A 14,027-nucleotide genomic window follows, 5' to 3' on the forward strand; every position below is an offset into this window, starting at 1 on the left:
ATGATCCTGCGCTTGCTACTGGCCGTGCTGCTCGTCTACACGGTCAACCAGTTCCACTTCGACATCGACCTCGGCATCCCGGGGGTCAACGTCATCAACCTGGTGTTCGGCGCCGCGCTGGCCGCCCTCGTGCTCCAGGGCCGAGGAGCCCCGCTGGCCAAGCCCTCCCTTGGCGGCCCGCTGCGGATCTACTTCGCGGCGGCCGCCATCGCCACGCTCGTGGCGATGATCGCCCGCCCGCAGTCGCCGATGGAGGACCTCACCTACCTGAAGACGCTGCTGTTCTATCCGCTCTACTACTTCCTCTTCTACTACGCGGTGCGCGACCTCAAGACCGCGCGCCGGCTGATCCTGCTGGTGTTCGTCGTGGCGGCCGTCGCGGGCCTCGAGGCCGTGCGCGAAGGGCTCGACTACGGCATCGGCGGCTATTCGGAAACCCAGCGTGCCGCGGGACCATTCGGCCCGGACTACCGCTCGGCGAACCGCGCCGGCGTGTTCTACGCCATGTTCATCCCCTTGTTCGCGGCCCCGGTGTTCTTCCTGAAGGGGCAGCCGTTTTGGCGCATGGTCGCTTTGGGCGGCCTGCTGGTGCTGGCCGCGGCCATCCTGTTCACCTACTCGCGACAAAGCTATTTCATTGCGCTATTGGCCTTGGCGCTGATGGCGATCCGCCGCAGCGTCCTGGTGGCCGCGTTCTGCGCCATCGTCTTCGCGATCGCCCTGCCCATGCTGCCCTCCGGCGCGTTCGAGCGCGTGCAGGAAACGCAGCAGGTCGACGAATTCGGGCAGGAGGCGGTCGATGACAGCACGGCCAGCCGCTGGGACATCTGGGGGGGGGCGGTCGTCATGTGGTCGGAGAGTCCGATCGGCGTCGGCGCGAACCGCTTCCAGGACCTGATCGGTGAGTACTCCAACAATCCCGGCAAGGACGCGCACAATTACTTCGTGCTGACGCTGGCGGAGGCCGGTCTGCAGGGTTTGATCGCCTTGCTTGTCCTGGTATTCGCGCTTTGGCGTCTCGGCAGCCGGCTGGTGCGCGAGGCGCGCGACCACGAGGCGCTGACCCTCGCCCACGGATTCCGTATCGCCGTGCTGGCGATGGCGCTCGGCAACATCTACGGCAGTCCCTTCAGCGAGGGCACGGTCATGGGCATCTTCTGGGCCTTGGCCGCCCTGGTGGAGCGGCAGTCGCAGTTGCGTGCCGCAAGCGCCCACGTGCAGGCCGCTCCCCCGCCGCGTCGTGCTCGGCCCATGGTGCGCGCGTGAGTCGCTCCGGCCATCACAAGGCGCTGGGTCTCTCGGCATTGAATGGCGCCAGCAAGTTGCTGGCGATCGGCAAGACGATGATGGTCGCCGCGCTGTTCGGCGCCAGCGCGTCGCTCGATGCCTTCTGGGTCGCGTATTCGCTGCCGTTGCTGCTGCCTTCCCTGCTCACGACGGTGGTGACCGTGGCCTTCGTGCCGCGGTTCATGGCGAACCTCGAGGGGCGCGAGGGCCCCGAGGCCTGGGCGGGGGCGAACACCTTCTTCACCGTCGTAGTGGGCGTCAGCTTGATTGCGTCGGCGGTGATGTTCGTCTTCGCCGACGCGCTGGTGGGTGCGTTGGCGCCCGGACTGGCGGCGGAGGCCCGCGGCGAGGCGGTGTCGCTCAGTCGCTTGCTGCTGCCCTGCGTGCCGCTGCTGACGCTGTCGTCCGTGCTGTCGGCCCTGAGCAATGCGCGCGAACGATTCGTGCTGCCTGCTCTTGAAGGCGTGCTGACCAACGTGACCATCATTGCGTCGGCCCTGATGCTGGCGACCCATCTCGGGGTGATGGCGCTCACCTTGGGCGTGCTCGCCGGGTTCGTCTTGCAGGCCGGCGTTCTCCTGTGGGGCAACCGGGATGATCTCCGGCGCAGCATCCGGCCGAAGCTGGCGTTCGGGCACCCGGATTTCCGCGCCCCGGCGGCGCACTTGTTGCCGCTCTTCGTCGGATCGGTGGGTTCGGTATTCACCGGCCTCATCAACCAGTACTTCCTTTCGCACGGCGAGACTGGCGCGATCTCGGCGATGGCCTACGCGGCGATGTTCGCGTTCCTGCCGGTCGAGGTGTTCGCGCAGGCCGTGATCACCACGTTCTATCCGACTTTCGGCCGGCACTTCGCCCGCGGCGAGGTCGACGAGGCCGCGCAGGCCTTCGCCGATGGCTTGCGCTTCCTGCTCTTCCTCACGTTGCCGGCGGCCATCCTGCTGATGCTGTTCTCCGAGCCGCTGGTGGCCTTGCTGCTCGAGCGCGGTGCGTTTACCCCGGCGCAGACCGAGCTCACGGCCGACATCACCGAGGTGCTGGCGCTCGGCCTGATTTTCCGCTCCGCCGCGTTCTTCAACTATCGCGTGCTGCACGCCGCCGTGCGCCCGTGGTTGCAGGTCGGCATCGGCCTGCTTGGCGTGGCCACCCACCTCGGGCTGTGCCATCTCTGGGGCGACAGTGGCGGCGCGGTGGGCGTGGCCTGGGCGGCCTCGGTGTCCATGCTGCAGTCCGCGCTGCTCTCGCTGCTCGCCGCGCTCTGGGTGCTGCGCTGGCGCTGGCCCAAAGGGCTGTGGCCGGAGCTCGGGAAGCTCGCTGCCGTCGCCGCGGCGATGGCGGCCGTGGGCCTACTGCTCCTGCCGCTGGTGTGGCCGACGCTTCCCGAGACGCGCCTTTTCCATGCCGTCGAAGCGATGGCCATCGCCTTCGTCGCCGGTGTCGCCGGTCTTGCCTGCGCGTGGCGGTTGCGCCAGCCCGACCTGCAATGGATCGCTGCCGGCATCTGGGGCAGACTCCGCCGCGGCACTGCACCATGAGTCCATCCCCCCGTATCGGAGCACGTTGCTGATGTTCGATTCCGCCCGCTCGTTCCTTCGCCCCTTCTTCGCTTTCGCCGCGCTGCTCGGCGCGTGCGCGGTGGGTGCGCAGTCGGCCCCGGGGCCGACGACCGGTCCGTGCCTGAATTTCTATTCCGCCAGCTACACGCCCGTCGTTGGCGAAGTCATGGCGCCGTTCAGGGCCAGTCCACGCCCGGCCAAAGGCGTGGCACAACGTGATCCGTTCTTCGGCACCTGCGTGGTGCGTGCCACCGACCATGCCGCGGAGCCGCCCTCCGGTTTCGCGCGGAACGACTACTCGCGCCGCCAAGCCTTCAACGCCGACAACTCGCGATTCATCGTCTACGCCTTCGACGGCGCGTGGCACCTCTACGACGCCAACAGCCTGGCCCACGTTCGCGTTCTGAGCGGGCCGGCGGGCGACGCCGAGCCGCAGTGGCACCCCACGGATCCTAATCGGCTCTACTACCTGCCGACCAATGGCGGCATGCGAATGTCAGTGCTGGACGTCAATACCAACGTCACGACGTTGGCGGCCGATTTCACCGGCAAGCTGCCTTGGGCCGGCGTGGCGCGCGTCTGGACGAGGTCGGAGGGTAGCCCCTCTGCAGACGCTCGCTACTGGTGCTTCCATGCCGAGAACGCGAATTTCGGCATCCTCGGCGTGTTCACCTACGACCTGCAGACGCAGACGGTCGTGGGCACACGTGCGATGACCGCGCGCCCCGACCACATCAGCATGTCCGCCAGCGGCCGGCACTGCGTCGTGAGCAGTCTCAATGGCATGGGCGGCACGGTGGCCTGGAATCGAACCTTCACCAGCTCACGGCAGCTGCACGCAACGTCCGAGCATTCCGACCTGGGATTGAGCCCGAGCGGCGAGGACATCTTCGTTTTCGTCGACTACCAGAGCAATGCCGGCGACCTCGTCATGGTCAACCTCGATACCGGCGTGCGCACGGCGCTGTTCCGGACCTACCTCGACGGCAGTGGCACGGCGTATCACGTGTCGGCGAAGAACTTCAATGTGCCGGGCTGGATGTTGCTGTCGACCTATGCCTACAGCGGTCCCGAGCGTTGGTTGCACGAACGCATCATGGCCGTGGAGCTCCAGGCCAGCCCGACGATCATCCAACTCGCGCACCACCAGAGTCGCGCTAATGGCTACTGGACCGAGCCACACGCGAGCGTCAACCGTGATTTCACCCGCGTGCTGTTCACCTCGAACTGGGGCAGCACCAGCGCCCAGGACGTCGACGCCTACATGGTCCAGCTGCCGCCGGACCTGTTCCAGCGGGCCAAGACGCTGAGCTGTCCCGCGCCCTGAGGCTTACTCGATCTGGCTCGCCGCGTGCCGCGCGTCGAGCCACTCCATCGCGTCGCGCGGCTTCAGTCCCGCAGCCTTCTCGTACGCGGCGGCGGCGGCATCCTCGCCCTTCGAACCATGCAGCAGCAGGGCGACATTGCCTTGCTCGAGGTGCGCCACTGGCGACTTCGGCATCAGCTTGAGCGCGGCAGCGAGGTGTTTTTCGGCCTCCGACGCCTTCGCGCCGTAGGTCATGCCGCCGATCAGTCCGCCCACCTTCGAAACGACTTCAGCGTGATACACGGCCATCGCGAGGCGCGCCTCGGCGTGGTCGGGTTCAATGGCCAGGGTCTTGTCGAGGCTCTCGCGCACCTTGCCGGCCAGCCCCTGCTTCAGCGCCTTCACGATGCTGATGCCCTGGCTGTAGCGGCCCAGCCCGAACGCGCGGCGGTAGTGGCTGTTCGCCTCAGCGGGCAGGGCATCGACGGCCTGCTCGGCGATGGCGGTGACGAACTCGAAGCGCTGCAGGCGTTCTGCATCGTCATCGACGAGGTAGGCGGCATGGATGCCCAGCGCCTTCGTCGCCAACGAGGCGCCCAGCACGCCGAGCGCACGTCCGGCCTCGTGGGCGGCTTCGAAACGGCCTTCATGGAACGCGCGCCAGCCCTCCTGCAGCTGCGTGGCGACCCCATCGGCGTCCAGATCCTTCGGCGCTGCCTTGCCGGCTGCCTTCAGCAGTGCCGCGGCGCGCTTCGCGTCCGGATAGGGCTCGGCGTCGCCGGCATGCAGGTCTTTCCAGGCCTTCTTGAGCGCATCGCCCGAGAAGTCGAATTTCGGGGCCTTGGCGGGCAGGGTGGCCCAGCCGGACTTCTTCTTCGTCGCCATCGTTGGGGTCTCCTCGATCCAGCGCGCAGACTGCGGCGATATCTCGCTCGCGTCTAGTGTGAAAGCTCTGCGCCGCGAACCAAAACTCGCGCCGACGCCATTCCGGCGCGAATCCAACGGTGGTCCCATGGCACGTTCGTCCTCCCGCACCCGCACCCGCAGCAGCACGCGCCCCCGCGCTGTCGCCGCGCCGGTCAATCCGCGCACGGTCTTCCTCGCCAGCCTCGGCGTTGCCGTGCTCGCCGGTCGCCAGGCCGAGCGCCTCGCGTCCGACGCCGCGGAAGTGCCGCAGCGCCTCCGCGCAGGCGCCGATGCCGCGGTCGACACCGCCCGCAGCGAAGTGAAGAAGCTCGCCAAGTCCGCGCGTTCGCGCATCGCCCCGCTCAAGCGCGAGGCCGACAAGCTCGGCGCCCAGATCGACGCCGCCCGCGTCCAGGGCGTTGCCGAAGCCGCCAAGCGCCTGAACCCGCTGCTCACCCGCGTCGGCCTGCCGAAGATCGTCGCCAAGGCCCCGGCCAAGCGCGCCGCCAAGGCCGCGGTGAAGCGTCCGGTCGCGAAGAAGGCGGTGAAGGCCCGTCGCCGGGCCTGAGACGTCAGTCCTGGTAGGCCTGGCTGAGCGTGTTCAAGTGGACACGCTCGGCATCGCGCAGGAAGGGCGAGATCAGCATCATCATCTGCACGATGCCCTGGCGGATGGATTTCGCCTCGTCCTGGTCGCCGCGCGCAGCGCCGTAGTTCAGCCAGAAGGTGGCGACCAGCAGGATGTTGGTCGCCAGTGCGTCCATCTCCGCCGCCGAGGCGCGAAGGACCCCGGCCTGCGAGAGGCCACGGATCACCGAGCTGGCGTTGTCCGTCGCGCGCTTCAGGATGCGCGCGAAACGCATCCGCAGCCGGCGGTTGCGGCTCAGGATGTCGACGAGGTCGCGGTACAGGAAGCGGTTGTCCCAGATGCACTCGAAGACGAGGTGCATCTGCAACCAGATGTCCTCCAGCCCGGGCAGGCGGCCTTCCGGAACCGTCATCGCCTCGCCTATGCGCTCCTCGAAGCGCCCGAACAGCTGCTCGATGATGTCGTCCTTGTTGCGGAAGTGGTAGTACAGGTTGCCCGGGCTGATCTCCAGCTCGTCGGCGATGTGGTTCGTGGTCACGTTCGGCTCGCCCTGGGCGTTGAACATCGCCAAGGCGCAGTCGAGGATCCGTTGCCGGGTCTGGGGAGCCATCGGGGTGGTCGCGTGCCGGCCGTCAGGCCGTCAGCTTCTTCACGAGATCGACGTACTTCTTCATCGCCTCGTCCGGCTTGGTGCCCTTGAGCTTCTCCCAGGCCTCGTACTTGGCGTTACCGACGAAATCGAAGAAGCCGGGCCGCGCGCCGTTGACGTCGCCCTCGGAGCCCTGCTTGTAGAGGGCGTAGAGGCGCAGCAGCGTGTCGTTGTCGGGACGCTCGGCCAGGGCCATCACGGCGTCCTTGGCCTGTTCGAACTGGGTCTTGAGGTCGGGCATTGCGGCGATCCGGGGCTGACAGCGAACGCTGAGATAGCACGCCCCCCCGGGCTGGTCAACGCACCCGCGCCGTTTGTCGTTTCCCTGCGCCTCTGGCAACGTAACCGGGCATCCCGCACGCCTGCGGGACTTGATCCATGGTCGTTCCGGGGAGAGGGTGACATGACGTATTTCGTGACCGGCGGCACCGGCTTCATCGGTCGGTTCCTGGTCAGCAAATTGCTGGCGCGCAAAGGGCAGATCCACGTCCTCGTCCGCAAGGGCTCGCAGAAGAAGTTCGAAGAGACCGCCGCGAAGATGGGTTGGGACCGCAAGCGGGTGCTCCCCGTCGTCGGTGATCTTGCCAAGGCGAAGCTTGGCCTAACGGCCACGCAGCTCAAGGCGCTCACCGGCAAGGTGAAGCACGTCTTCCACCTGGCGGCGATCTACGACCTCACCGCCGACGCCGAATCGCAGCGCATCGCGAACGTGGAAGGCACCAAGCACGCGATGGAGTTCGCCGGCGCGGTCAAGGCCGTGTGCTTCCACCACACCAGCTCGATTGCCGCAGCCGGCCTGTACCCGGGCGTGTTCCGCGAGGACATGTTCGACGAGGCCGAAGGCCTGAACGACCCGTATTTCCGCACCAAGCACGATTCCGAAGGGCTGGTGCGCACGTCCTGCCCGGTGCCGTACCGCATCTACCGCCCCGGCGTCGTCATCGGCCACAGCAAGACGGGCGAGATCGACAAGATCGACGGCCCGTACTACCTGTTCTCGCTGATCAAGAAGATGCGGCAGACCCTGCCGCAGTGGATGCCGACGCTCGGCATCGAGGGCGGCAAGATCAACCTCGTGCCGGTCGATTTCGTGGTGGACGCGATGGACCACATCGCCCACAAGCGCGGCCTCGACGGCAAGTGCTTCCACCTGGTCGATCCGGACCCGGAGCGCATCGGCGAGGTGATGAACACCTTCGCCCGCGCCGCCCACGCGCCGGAAATGAGCATGCGCATCGATGCGCGCATGTTCGCCGTGGTGCCGGGCTACATCCGCAGCGCCATCAAGAACCTGCCGCCGGTGCAGCGCTTCTCGAAGGCCGTGTTGAAGGACCTGAAGATCCCGCGCGAGGCGCTGGGCTACATCACGTACCCGACGCGCTTCGACACCCGCGAAGTGGAGCGCGCGCTCAAGGGCAGCGGCATCACCGTGCCGAAGCTGGACACCTACGCCTGGCGCCTGTGGGACTTCTGGGAACGCCACCTCGACCCGGACCTGTTCATCGATCGCTCGCTGCGCGGCAAGGTCGAGAACAAGGTCGTGCTCATCACCGGCGGTTCGTCGGGCATCGGCCTCGCCGCCGCCCACAAGATCGCGGATGCCGGAGGCAAGGTCGTCATCGTGGCTCGCGGCGAGGAGGAACTGTTCAAGGCCCGTGACGAGATCAAGGCCAAGGGCGGGAAGTGCTTCGCCTACACCGCCGACCTCACCGACCTCGCCAGCTGCGACGAACTGATCCAGAAGGTGCAGGCCGAGATCGGCCCGGTCGACATCCTGATCAACAACGCCGGCCGCTCCATCCGTCGTTCCATCGAACTCAGCTTCGACCGCTTCCATGATTTCGAGCGGACGATGCAGCTGAACTACTTCGGCAGCCTCCGCCTGATCATGGGCGTGCTGCCGGCGATGATCGAGCGCCGCGGCGGCCACATCATCAACATCTCGTCGATCGGCGTGCTCGCCAATTCGCCGCGCTTCTCGGCCTACGTGGCTTCGAAGGCCGCGCTCGACGCCTTCAGTCGCTGCGCCCAGGGCGAGCTGTCGGGCAAGAACATCGCCTTCACCACGATCAACATGCCATTGGTGAAGACGCCGATGATCGCGCCGACCAAGATGTACGACTCGGTGCCGACCCTGACGCCGGAAGAGGCCGCCGACCTGATCGTCGATGCGGTGATCACCCGCAACAGCCGCGTCGCGACGCGCCTTGGCATCTTCGCCTCGGTGCTGAACTCGGTGGCGCCGAAGGCCTACGAGATCGTGATGAACACCGCTTACGAGCTGTTCCCCGACTCGGCGGCGGCCAAGGGCATCAAGGGCATGCGCGAGGGCGAGAAGCCCTCCAACGAGCAGATTGCCTTCGCGGCGCTGATGCGCGGCGTGCACTGGTAAACGCTCCGGAAGACGGAAAACGGCGAAGCCCCGCGCAAGCGGGCCTTCTGCTTTCCGGGCAACGATGGCGGGGGCGCCTCAGGCGCAGCGGCGCCAGCGCACCTCGGCCCCGCCACTGGCCTCCATCTGCAGGCGCACATCGCGCACGAGCGGGTAAGTCACGGCGAGCGCACAGATCGCTTCCATGCCGCGGTCGATGCCGATGCGCGGCCGCAGGGCGACGATCATGGTGCTGCCGCTGGACCAGCTGGCCCGCTGGACCTCGGGCAGCGCGGTGATGGCTTTCGCCAGCGCGCCACGCCGTTCCTCGTCGCTGCCGGCGGCCATGGCTTGCGGGGCAGCCGGTGTGTCGGCAGCCGGGCTTGCCGCTGGGGGGGGAACGCTCGGTTCCGCAGAAGCGGCGGGTGAGGGTGCGGGAGTCGCGATCGGTGGCGATGGCTCCGGTGCTGCGAATGAGGCGATCGACGACGGGTCGAGGTTGCCGCCCCACACCACGATGGCGAGGCCGAGCACGGAGGCGCCGATGGTGGCCAAGCGCCGCGGACGCTCGACCAGGGCCTCCGCTTCCGTGGCCACGGCTTCCTGCGTCGCGGTGTCGAGGACGTCCCGCACTTTCGACCACACGGCCGGGCCGTCGAGGCAGGACACCTTCATCCGTGCCGCCTGCGCGAGCGCGTCGCTGTCGAGGCTGCCGAGGGTCGCCACGATCACCTCGTCCATCTCCGCCTCCTGGCGGCGGCGTTCGGCGTCCAGCAAGGCGGCTGCGCCGATGAGGTAGCTGGTGCCGTGCTTGTAGATCAGCAATACGCGGCTGCTGCCGCGGGAAAGATGGCGCTCGGCGAGCGGCATCCCGCTCGGGCCTGTGACCTCCGCGGCCTGCGTGTACCCGTCTTTTCCCAGCGCCTGGACCAGGAGGTCGAGGGCTTCCCGCCAGCGGCGGCCGTCGAGGGCTTCGATGCCGATGCGTTGTGCGTGGGCCCGCTTCTGCACGCGGTCGAACCAGAGCCGGCTGCCGAGCACGAGCGCGATGGCGACCGCGACGGCGATGAGGATCGAAACGACGATGGACATGGGGACCCGCAGTTGGAACGGACGCAGAGGGTAGCCCGCCGATGGGCACAAAAAAACACGACGCCCGGAGGCGTCGTGTCATCAGGGTGCCCGCGATCCGGGGGCCGTGTGCGGGGAGGGAGCCTACGTCCCCAGGACGGCGGGCGAAACCGGATTCAGCCCTGCGGCGCGTCGGGAGCGGCGATCGGCGCGAGCGCAGCCTTGCGGGCCTTGGCTGGCTTGGCGGCGGCCTTGGTCGTCGCCTTCTTCACCGGCTTGGCCGCCTTCTTGGCGGGCTTCGCCGCGGCCTTCTTCACGGCGGGCTTCTTCGCGGCCTTCGCCGGGGCCTTGGCGGCCGGAGCGGCGCCACGCTGCTTCAGGGCGCGGGTGAGCTGGTCGACGCGCTCGGTGAGCTCGACGAGGTCTTCGCGGCTCGGCACGCCGAGGCGGGTCAGGGCGCGCTGCACGCGCTCTTCGAACACCTTCTCGAGGCGGTCCCAGGTGTCGACGGCGCGCTCGCGGACGGTGCCCACGCGCTCTTCGACGGCGTCACGGACCGCGTCGACGCGGCCGGTGGCCAGCTTGCGGGTCGCCGTCTCGATGGTGGAGCCTTCCTTCACGAGGGCATCGAACAGCTTCGAGCCTTCGTGCTGGGCGCGCTGGAACGCACCGACGCCGGCCAGCCAGATCTGCTGCGCCGAATCGGCAAGGCCGCGAGAGAGCTGCTCGGCCTTGGCCTGGAGGTCGGCGTTGGACGCCGCGGCCGAGGGGGACTTGCGGGTCGTCTTTTTCAGCTTGGCCATGAGCCTTTCCTGCACCTTGGGTGAGCGTGATGTGCGCGCAGTCTCGGGAGCGTGCCTAGAGCATTCACACCAGAGGCGCGCTCAGGGACGCGCCTTGCGCGCGCTGGCGCGACGCCGCGTGGTCGCCCGCTTCGCCGGGGCCACCTCGCGCTGCAGCATGGCCTCGACGTCGTCGAGCGAGCGACGCAGCCGGGCCGTGGTTTCGGTTTGCGGGCGACGGCGACCGACGCCATCGAGAATCGACAGACCGCGCGCGTCAAGGATCTCGTCGCGCAGCCGCAGGCCGTGGCGGGCGAACATCGGCCCCAACTGCTCGCGGCGCTCGCGCAGGTCCTTCAGCGTGGCGCGGAAGGCGTACTCGCAGACCTTCACCCGGTTGTCGTAGCTGAAAACGCTGGTGAAGAACATCTCGCCATCGTCCTCGTCCGGCTCCATGACGATCTGGTCGGTGTCCGGATACTGGCGGGCGTATTTTTCCAGCCCGACCTGCACGCGCGACTGCAGCAAGGTGCGGAAGGTCTGCGAAAGCACGACCGGGAGGCCGCCTTCCGCGAGGCGGTCGAGACCGGCGGGGCGCTTGCCGCCGCGGCTGGCGTTGAACGGCACGAAGGGGTTCACGCCCAGCAGCAGGTCGATGCCTTTGTCGAGCGCCACCGAGGCATGCATCGTTCGCCGCAGCGCGCCGTCGACGAAGTGGTGGTCGCGGATGCACACCGGCGGATACAGGCCTGGCAGGGCGGCGCTGGCCTGCACGGCGCGCGAAATCGGCACGTCGTCCCAGTCGCGGGACCCGAAGCGCACCGCCTTGCCGCTGTCGAGGTCGACGGCGACGACATAGAGCGGACGTTCGAGTTCGCGGAAATCGTTGCTGCGGCCCTGCGTGGTGAACAGGCGGCGCAGGAAGGTCTCGACGTCGGTGTTGTCGAAGAGGCCGTTCGGGATCACGCCGCCCATGCGCGTGAGCAGCTCACCGAGCGAGGCGTTGGCGGGGTCGGCCAGTGACTCGCGAGCCCAGTTCAGCAGCAGGCTCGGTGCGCTGGCCGCACGGCGCAGGTACTCGCCGATGGCCGGCTTCAGGAACATCTCCGGGCGGAAGTGCACGTCCGCGTCGCCGGTGAGGAAGATGCGGCACATTTCCTCGGTGCTCAGGCGGTTCGCGAGGCCCGCGGCGATGAATGCGCCGGAACTCACGCCGACGTAGCAGTCGAGTCGCGTGAGGTCCAGGCCCTCGATGGCGCGGTCGAGCGCGCGCAGGGCGCCGAGCTCGTACATTCCCCCGGTGGGGCCGCCCCCAGCGATGGCGAGGCCGATGCGGCCCTGGCTGGGCGTTCGGGGTTGGGCGGGCTGGACGACGAGCATCGATTCGCAGGCGGTGAAGAAACTTCCCGATTCTACCCACGAACCCGGCACGCCGTTCTGGCGCCTGCGTCACGGCCGCCGCATCATCGTGATCCCGACGGCTGCCCGCCACCATGACCGACGACGCCCACCAACGCGCCCGACTCAAATCCGCCATCGCGCGCCGCCTCCAATGGCGTTCCGAGGCGTTCCACGCCGTGCGGAAGGAAAACACCTCGCCTCGCCTCGCCGTGCTGCGGGCCTGGCAGACCCAGCGGCTGGAGCGCAGCTTCGAGGACGTGCTGGCCGACCCGCGCATGCACGCGGCGGGCCGGTTCTTCCTGAGCGACCTCTACGCCGACCGCGATTTCAGTGGCCGCGACCGCGACGTCGACCGGATCATGCCGATCATGGTCCACCTGCTGCCGGAAACTATGCTGCGCGCCGCGCGCGACGCCATCGAGCTGCATGTGCTGAGCCACGCGCTCGACCTGCGCATGGTGCGGGCCATGGACCGCCGTCGCTTGTCGAAGCTGGATGCGGCGCGTTACGCCGAGGTCTACCGCGAAGCCGGCCAGCCGCGGCTGCGTCGACGCCAGATCGCGCTGGTGGTGTCGGTGGGGCGGAGTCTCGACGCGGCCGTGCAGCGCCACGGCGTCCATCGCCTGCTTCGTGCCTCGCGGCTGCCGGCGCGGGCCGCGGGACTCTCGGAGCTGCAGGGCTTCCTCGAGCGGGGGTTCGACGCCTTCGCGAAGCTCGACGGCGCCGACCGATTCCTCGACCGCGTGGCGCGTGGCGAAGGCGAGGTCAGCCGCCGCTTGTTCGCCGGTGACCCGGATCCCTTCCGCCCCTAGGCGGTGGCGGCGAAGTCCGGCTTCAGCGGAACTGCTCTTCGATCACGCGGTCGATCTCGCGCTCGATCGAGCCCTTCAGGGCGAACAGCAGGAAGCCGAGCCGCACCATCACGTGCACCTCTTTCGCGCTGACCGCGATCTGCCCTTCCACGCCGCTGCGGGTGAACAGCAGCGTGTTGCCCTTCCAGCCGTAGTCCACGTCGAAGCGCTCGGCGATGCGTTCGGCGATGCGCTCCACCTTGGCTTTCGCTTCCTTCAACGGAACCGCATGGCTGCGGCGGATATCGATGTCGGTCATGGGACCCTCCTGGCCCGCGATTCTGTGCCATGCCGTGGCGCGTCGGCCAGCCCGTGAAGCCTGTGTTACCTTTCGCCGCGCAGGAGGCCCAATGCGACTGACGTTTCCGAACGGCGAGCATGCCGCGGTCAATCTCGAACACGGACAGGTCGGCGTGGGAAGCGCCGCCGGCGGCGGGACGACCGTCGCCATCGCGGGTCTTTCGCCCTTGCACGCCGTATTCGCGACCGGCCGCCGCGGCAGCTGGCTGACCGTGCCGCAGGACGCCACGGTGATCGTCAATGCCCGTCCCGTGAAGCGCATCGCCTTTCTTCGCGCCGGTGACCTCGTGTGCCTTGCTGGCGTGCAGGTGCGGATGGAATCGGATCAGCCGCCGGCGGCACCCACAAGCGCCGAGATGCCGAGCCGCCGCCGGGCACCCGACGATGGCCTCGCGTCCGGTGTCGCGAGGGCGTCATTGCGTGGCCTCAGCGGTGCGTGGTTCGGCCGTTCGCTGCCGCTGGCGTCGCCGCGCGTGCTGGGGCGCGGTGCAGGCAGTGATGTCCGCCTCGACGGCGCCGGCCTGCAGGACCGGCACGCGCAAATCGACATCGAGGATGGCGTGGCGGTGCTCCGCACGCTGTCGCCGACCGCGGTGGTGCGGGTCAACGGGCATGCGGTCCGTGCCGCGGTGCTGGCGCAGGGCGACCAGCTGGAACTCGGCGACCAGCGATTCGTCCTCGAGGCCCCCGGCCTCGGCAAGGGCGGCGAGGCGGGCGACACACCCGTGCCGGCGCGCCGTGACACGTCGACGCCGACCGCCATGCCATCGATCAACGTGCCGCATCCGGTCCCGGCGACGCCGGCGACGAAGCGCGACCTCAGTGGCCTTTACCTCTTGGTCGCCGCCGCGGCCGCGCTGGCCGCTGCCCTGACGGCCTTCTTCGTCTACGCGCCGAAGGGCTGATCCCGCGGCGCGTTGATGCCCAAACGGGCATTTCGAGATTCGACTCTAATCCC

The 14,027-nt window shown here is 68.4% G+C and carries 14 protein-coding genes; 7 read left to right on the top strand and 7 right to left on the bottom strand.

From position 1 onward, the window contains the following. Genes O9280_RS04675 through O9280_RS04685 form a run of 3 tightly spaced genes read left to right on the top strand, consistent with a single transcriptional unit; the run spans position 1 to position 4,170 of the window. The gene (locus O9280_RS04675; protein WP_298339430.1) at positions 1 to 1,266 is read left to right on the top strand and encodes an O-antigen ligase family protein; all 1,266 of its coding nucleotides are present in this window, start codon (positions 1 to 3) and stop codon (positions 1,264 to 1,266) included. Next, the gene (locus O9280_RS04680; RefSeq protein WP_298339433.1) at positions 1,263 to 2,822 is read left to right on the top strand and encodes a lipid II flippase MurJ; all 1,560 of its coding nucleotides are present in this window, start codon (positions 1,263 to 1,265) and stop codon (positions 2,820 to 2,822) included. The genes O9280_RS04675 and O9280_RS04680 overlap by 4 nt, the downstream gene beginning before the upstream one ends. A 31-nt stretch (positions 2,823 to 2,853) precedes the next feature. Continuing rightward, the gene (locus O9280_RS04685) at positions 2,854 to 4,170 is read left to right on the top strand and encodes a hypothetical protein (protein ID WP_298339436.1); all 1,317 of its coding nucleotides are present in this window, start codon (positions 2,854 to 2,856) and stop codon (positions 4,168 to 4,170) included. A gap of 3 nt (positions 4,171 to 4,173) precedes the next feature. On the opposite strand, the gene O9280_RS04690 is transcribed toward O9280_RS04685, so the two are convergent. Next, entirely contained in the window at positions 4,174 to 5,034 is an 861-nt protein-coding gene (locus O9280_RS04690) for a hypothetical protein (RefSeq protein WP_298339439.1), read from the bottom strand. A gap of 127 nt (positions 5,035 to 5,161) precedes the next feature. On the opposite strand from O9280_RS04690, the gene O9280_RS04695 reads away from it, so the two are divergent. Beyond that, positions 5,162 to 5,623: a hypothetical protein gene (locus O9280_RS04695; RefSeq protein WP_298339444.1), complete on the top strand. Its 462-nt coding sequence runs from the start codon at positions 5,162 to 5,164 to the stop codon at positions 5,621 to 5,623. Between the two features lie 4 nt (positions 5,624 to 5,627). Here the strand turns inward: O9280_RS04695 and O9280_RS04700 are convergent, their stop codons facing one another. Continuing rightward, positions 5,628 to 6,254 carry a TetR/AcrR family transcriptional regulator gene (locus tag O9280_RS04700; protein ID WP_298339446.1) on the bottom strand — a complete coding sequence of 209 codons (627 nt, stop codon included), beginning with the start codon at positions 6,252 to 6,254 and terminating at the stop codon, positions 5,628 to 5,630. A 22-nt stretch (positions 6,255 to 6,276) separates the two neighbouring features. Next, positions 6,277 to 6,534, bottom strand: coding sequence for an acyl-CoA-binding protein (locus O9280_RS04705; RefSeq protein ID WP_298339449.1), 258 nt, complete (start codon positions 6,532 to 6,534; stop codon positions 6,277 to 6,279). 162 nt (positions 6,535 to 6,696) lie between these two features. Here O9280_RS04705 and O9280_RS04710 point away from each other — a divergent pair, with 162 nt between their 5' ends. Then, the gene (locus tag O9280_RS04710; RefSeq protein WP_298339451.1) at positions 6,697 to 8,685 is read left to right on the top strand and encodes an SDR family oxidoreductase; all 1,989 of its coding nucleotides are present in this window, start codon (positions 6,697 to 6,699) and stop codon (positions 8,683 to 8,685) included. 78 nt (positions 8,686 to 8,763) lie between these two features. Here the strand turns inward: O9280_RS04710 and O9280_RS04715 are convergent, their stop codons facing one another. The 3 genes from O9280_RS04715 to O9280_RS04725 form a co-directional block, all read right to left on the bottom strand. Then, positions 8,764 to 9,756: a hypothetical protein gene (locus tag O9280_RS04715; RefSeq protein WP_298339455.1), complete on the bottom strand. Its 993-nt coding sequence runs from the start codon at positions 9,754 to 9,756 to the stop codon at positions 8,764 to 8,766. Between the two features lie 155 nt (positions 9,757 to 9,911). Beyond that, complete coding sequence (locus O9280_RS04720) at positions 9,912 to 10,538, bottom strand: phasin family protein (protein ID WP_298339458.1); 627 nt, start codon at positions 10,536 to 10,538, stop codon at positions 9,912 to 9,914. A gap of 81 nt (positions 10,539 to 10,619) precedes the next feature. Continuing rightward, on the bottom strand, positions 10,620 to 11,897 hold the full coding sequence (locus tag O9280_RS04725) for a patatin-like phospholipase family protein (RefSeq protein ID WP_298339461.1): 1,278 nt from the start codon (positions 11,895 to 11,897) through the stop codon (positions 10,620 to 10,622). A gap of 113 nt (positions 11,898 to 12,010) precedes the next feature. On the opposite strand from O9280_RS04725, the gene O9280_RS04730 reads away from it, so the two are divergent. Further along, positions 12,011 to 12,730, top strand: a complete 720-nt coding sequence (locus O9280_RS04730; protein WP_298339464.1) for a hypothetical protein — start codon at positions 12,011 to 12,013, stop codon at positions 12,728 to 12,730. A gap of 22 nt (positions 12,731 to 12,752) precedes the next feature. On the opposite strand, the gene O9280_RS04735 is transcribed toward O9280_RS04730, so the two are convergent. Then, entirely contained in the window at positions 12,753 to 13,028 is a 276-nt protein-coding gene (locus O9280_RS04735) for a polyhydroxyalkanoic acid system family protein (protein WP_297866290.1), read from the bottom strand. A 91-nt stretch (positions 13,029 to 13,119) separates the two neighbouring features. On the opposite strand from O9280_RS04735, the gene O9280_RS04740 reads away from it, so the two are divergent. Then, the gene (locus O9280_RS04740) at positions 13,120 to 13,974 is read left to right on the top strand and encodes an FHA domain-containing protein (protein ID WP_298339468.1); all 855 of its coding nucleotides are present in this window, start codon (positions 13,120 to 13,122) and stop codon (positions 13,972 to 13,974) included. Positions 13,975 to 14,027: the final 53 nt, after the last annotated feature.

Origin of the sequence: Silanimonas sp., assembly GCF_027531545.1 — a bacterium.
Classification (GTDB): domain Bacteria; phylum Pseudomonadota; class Gammaproteobacteria; order Xanthomonadales; family Xanthomonadaceae; genus Silanimonas.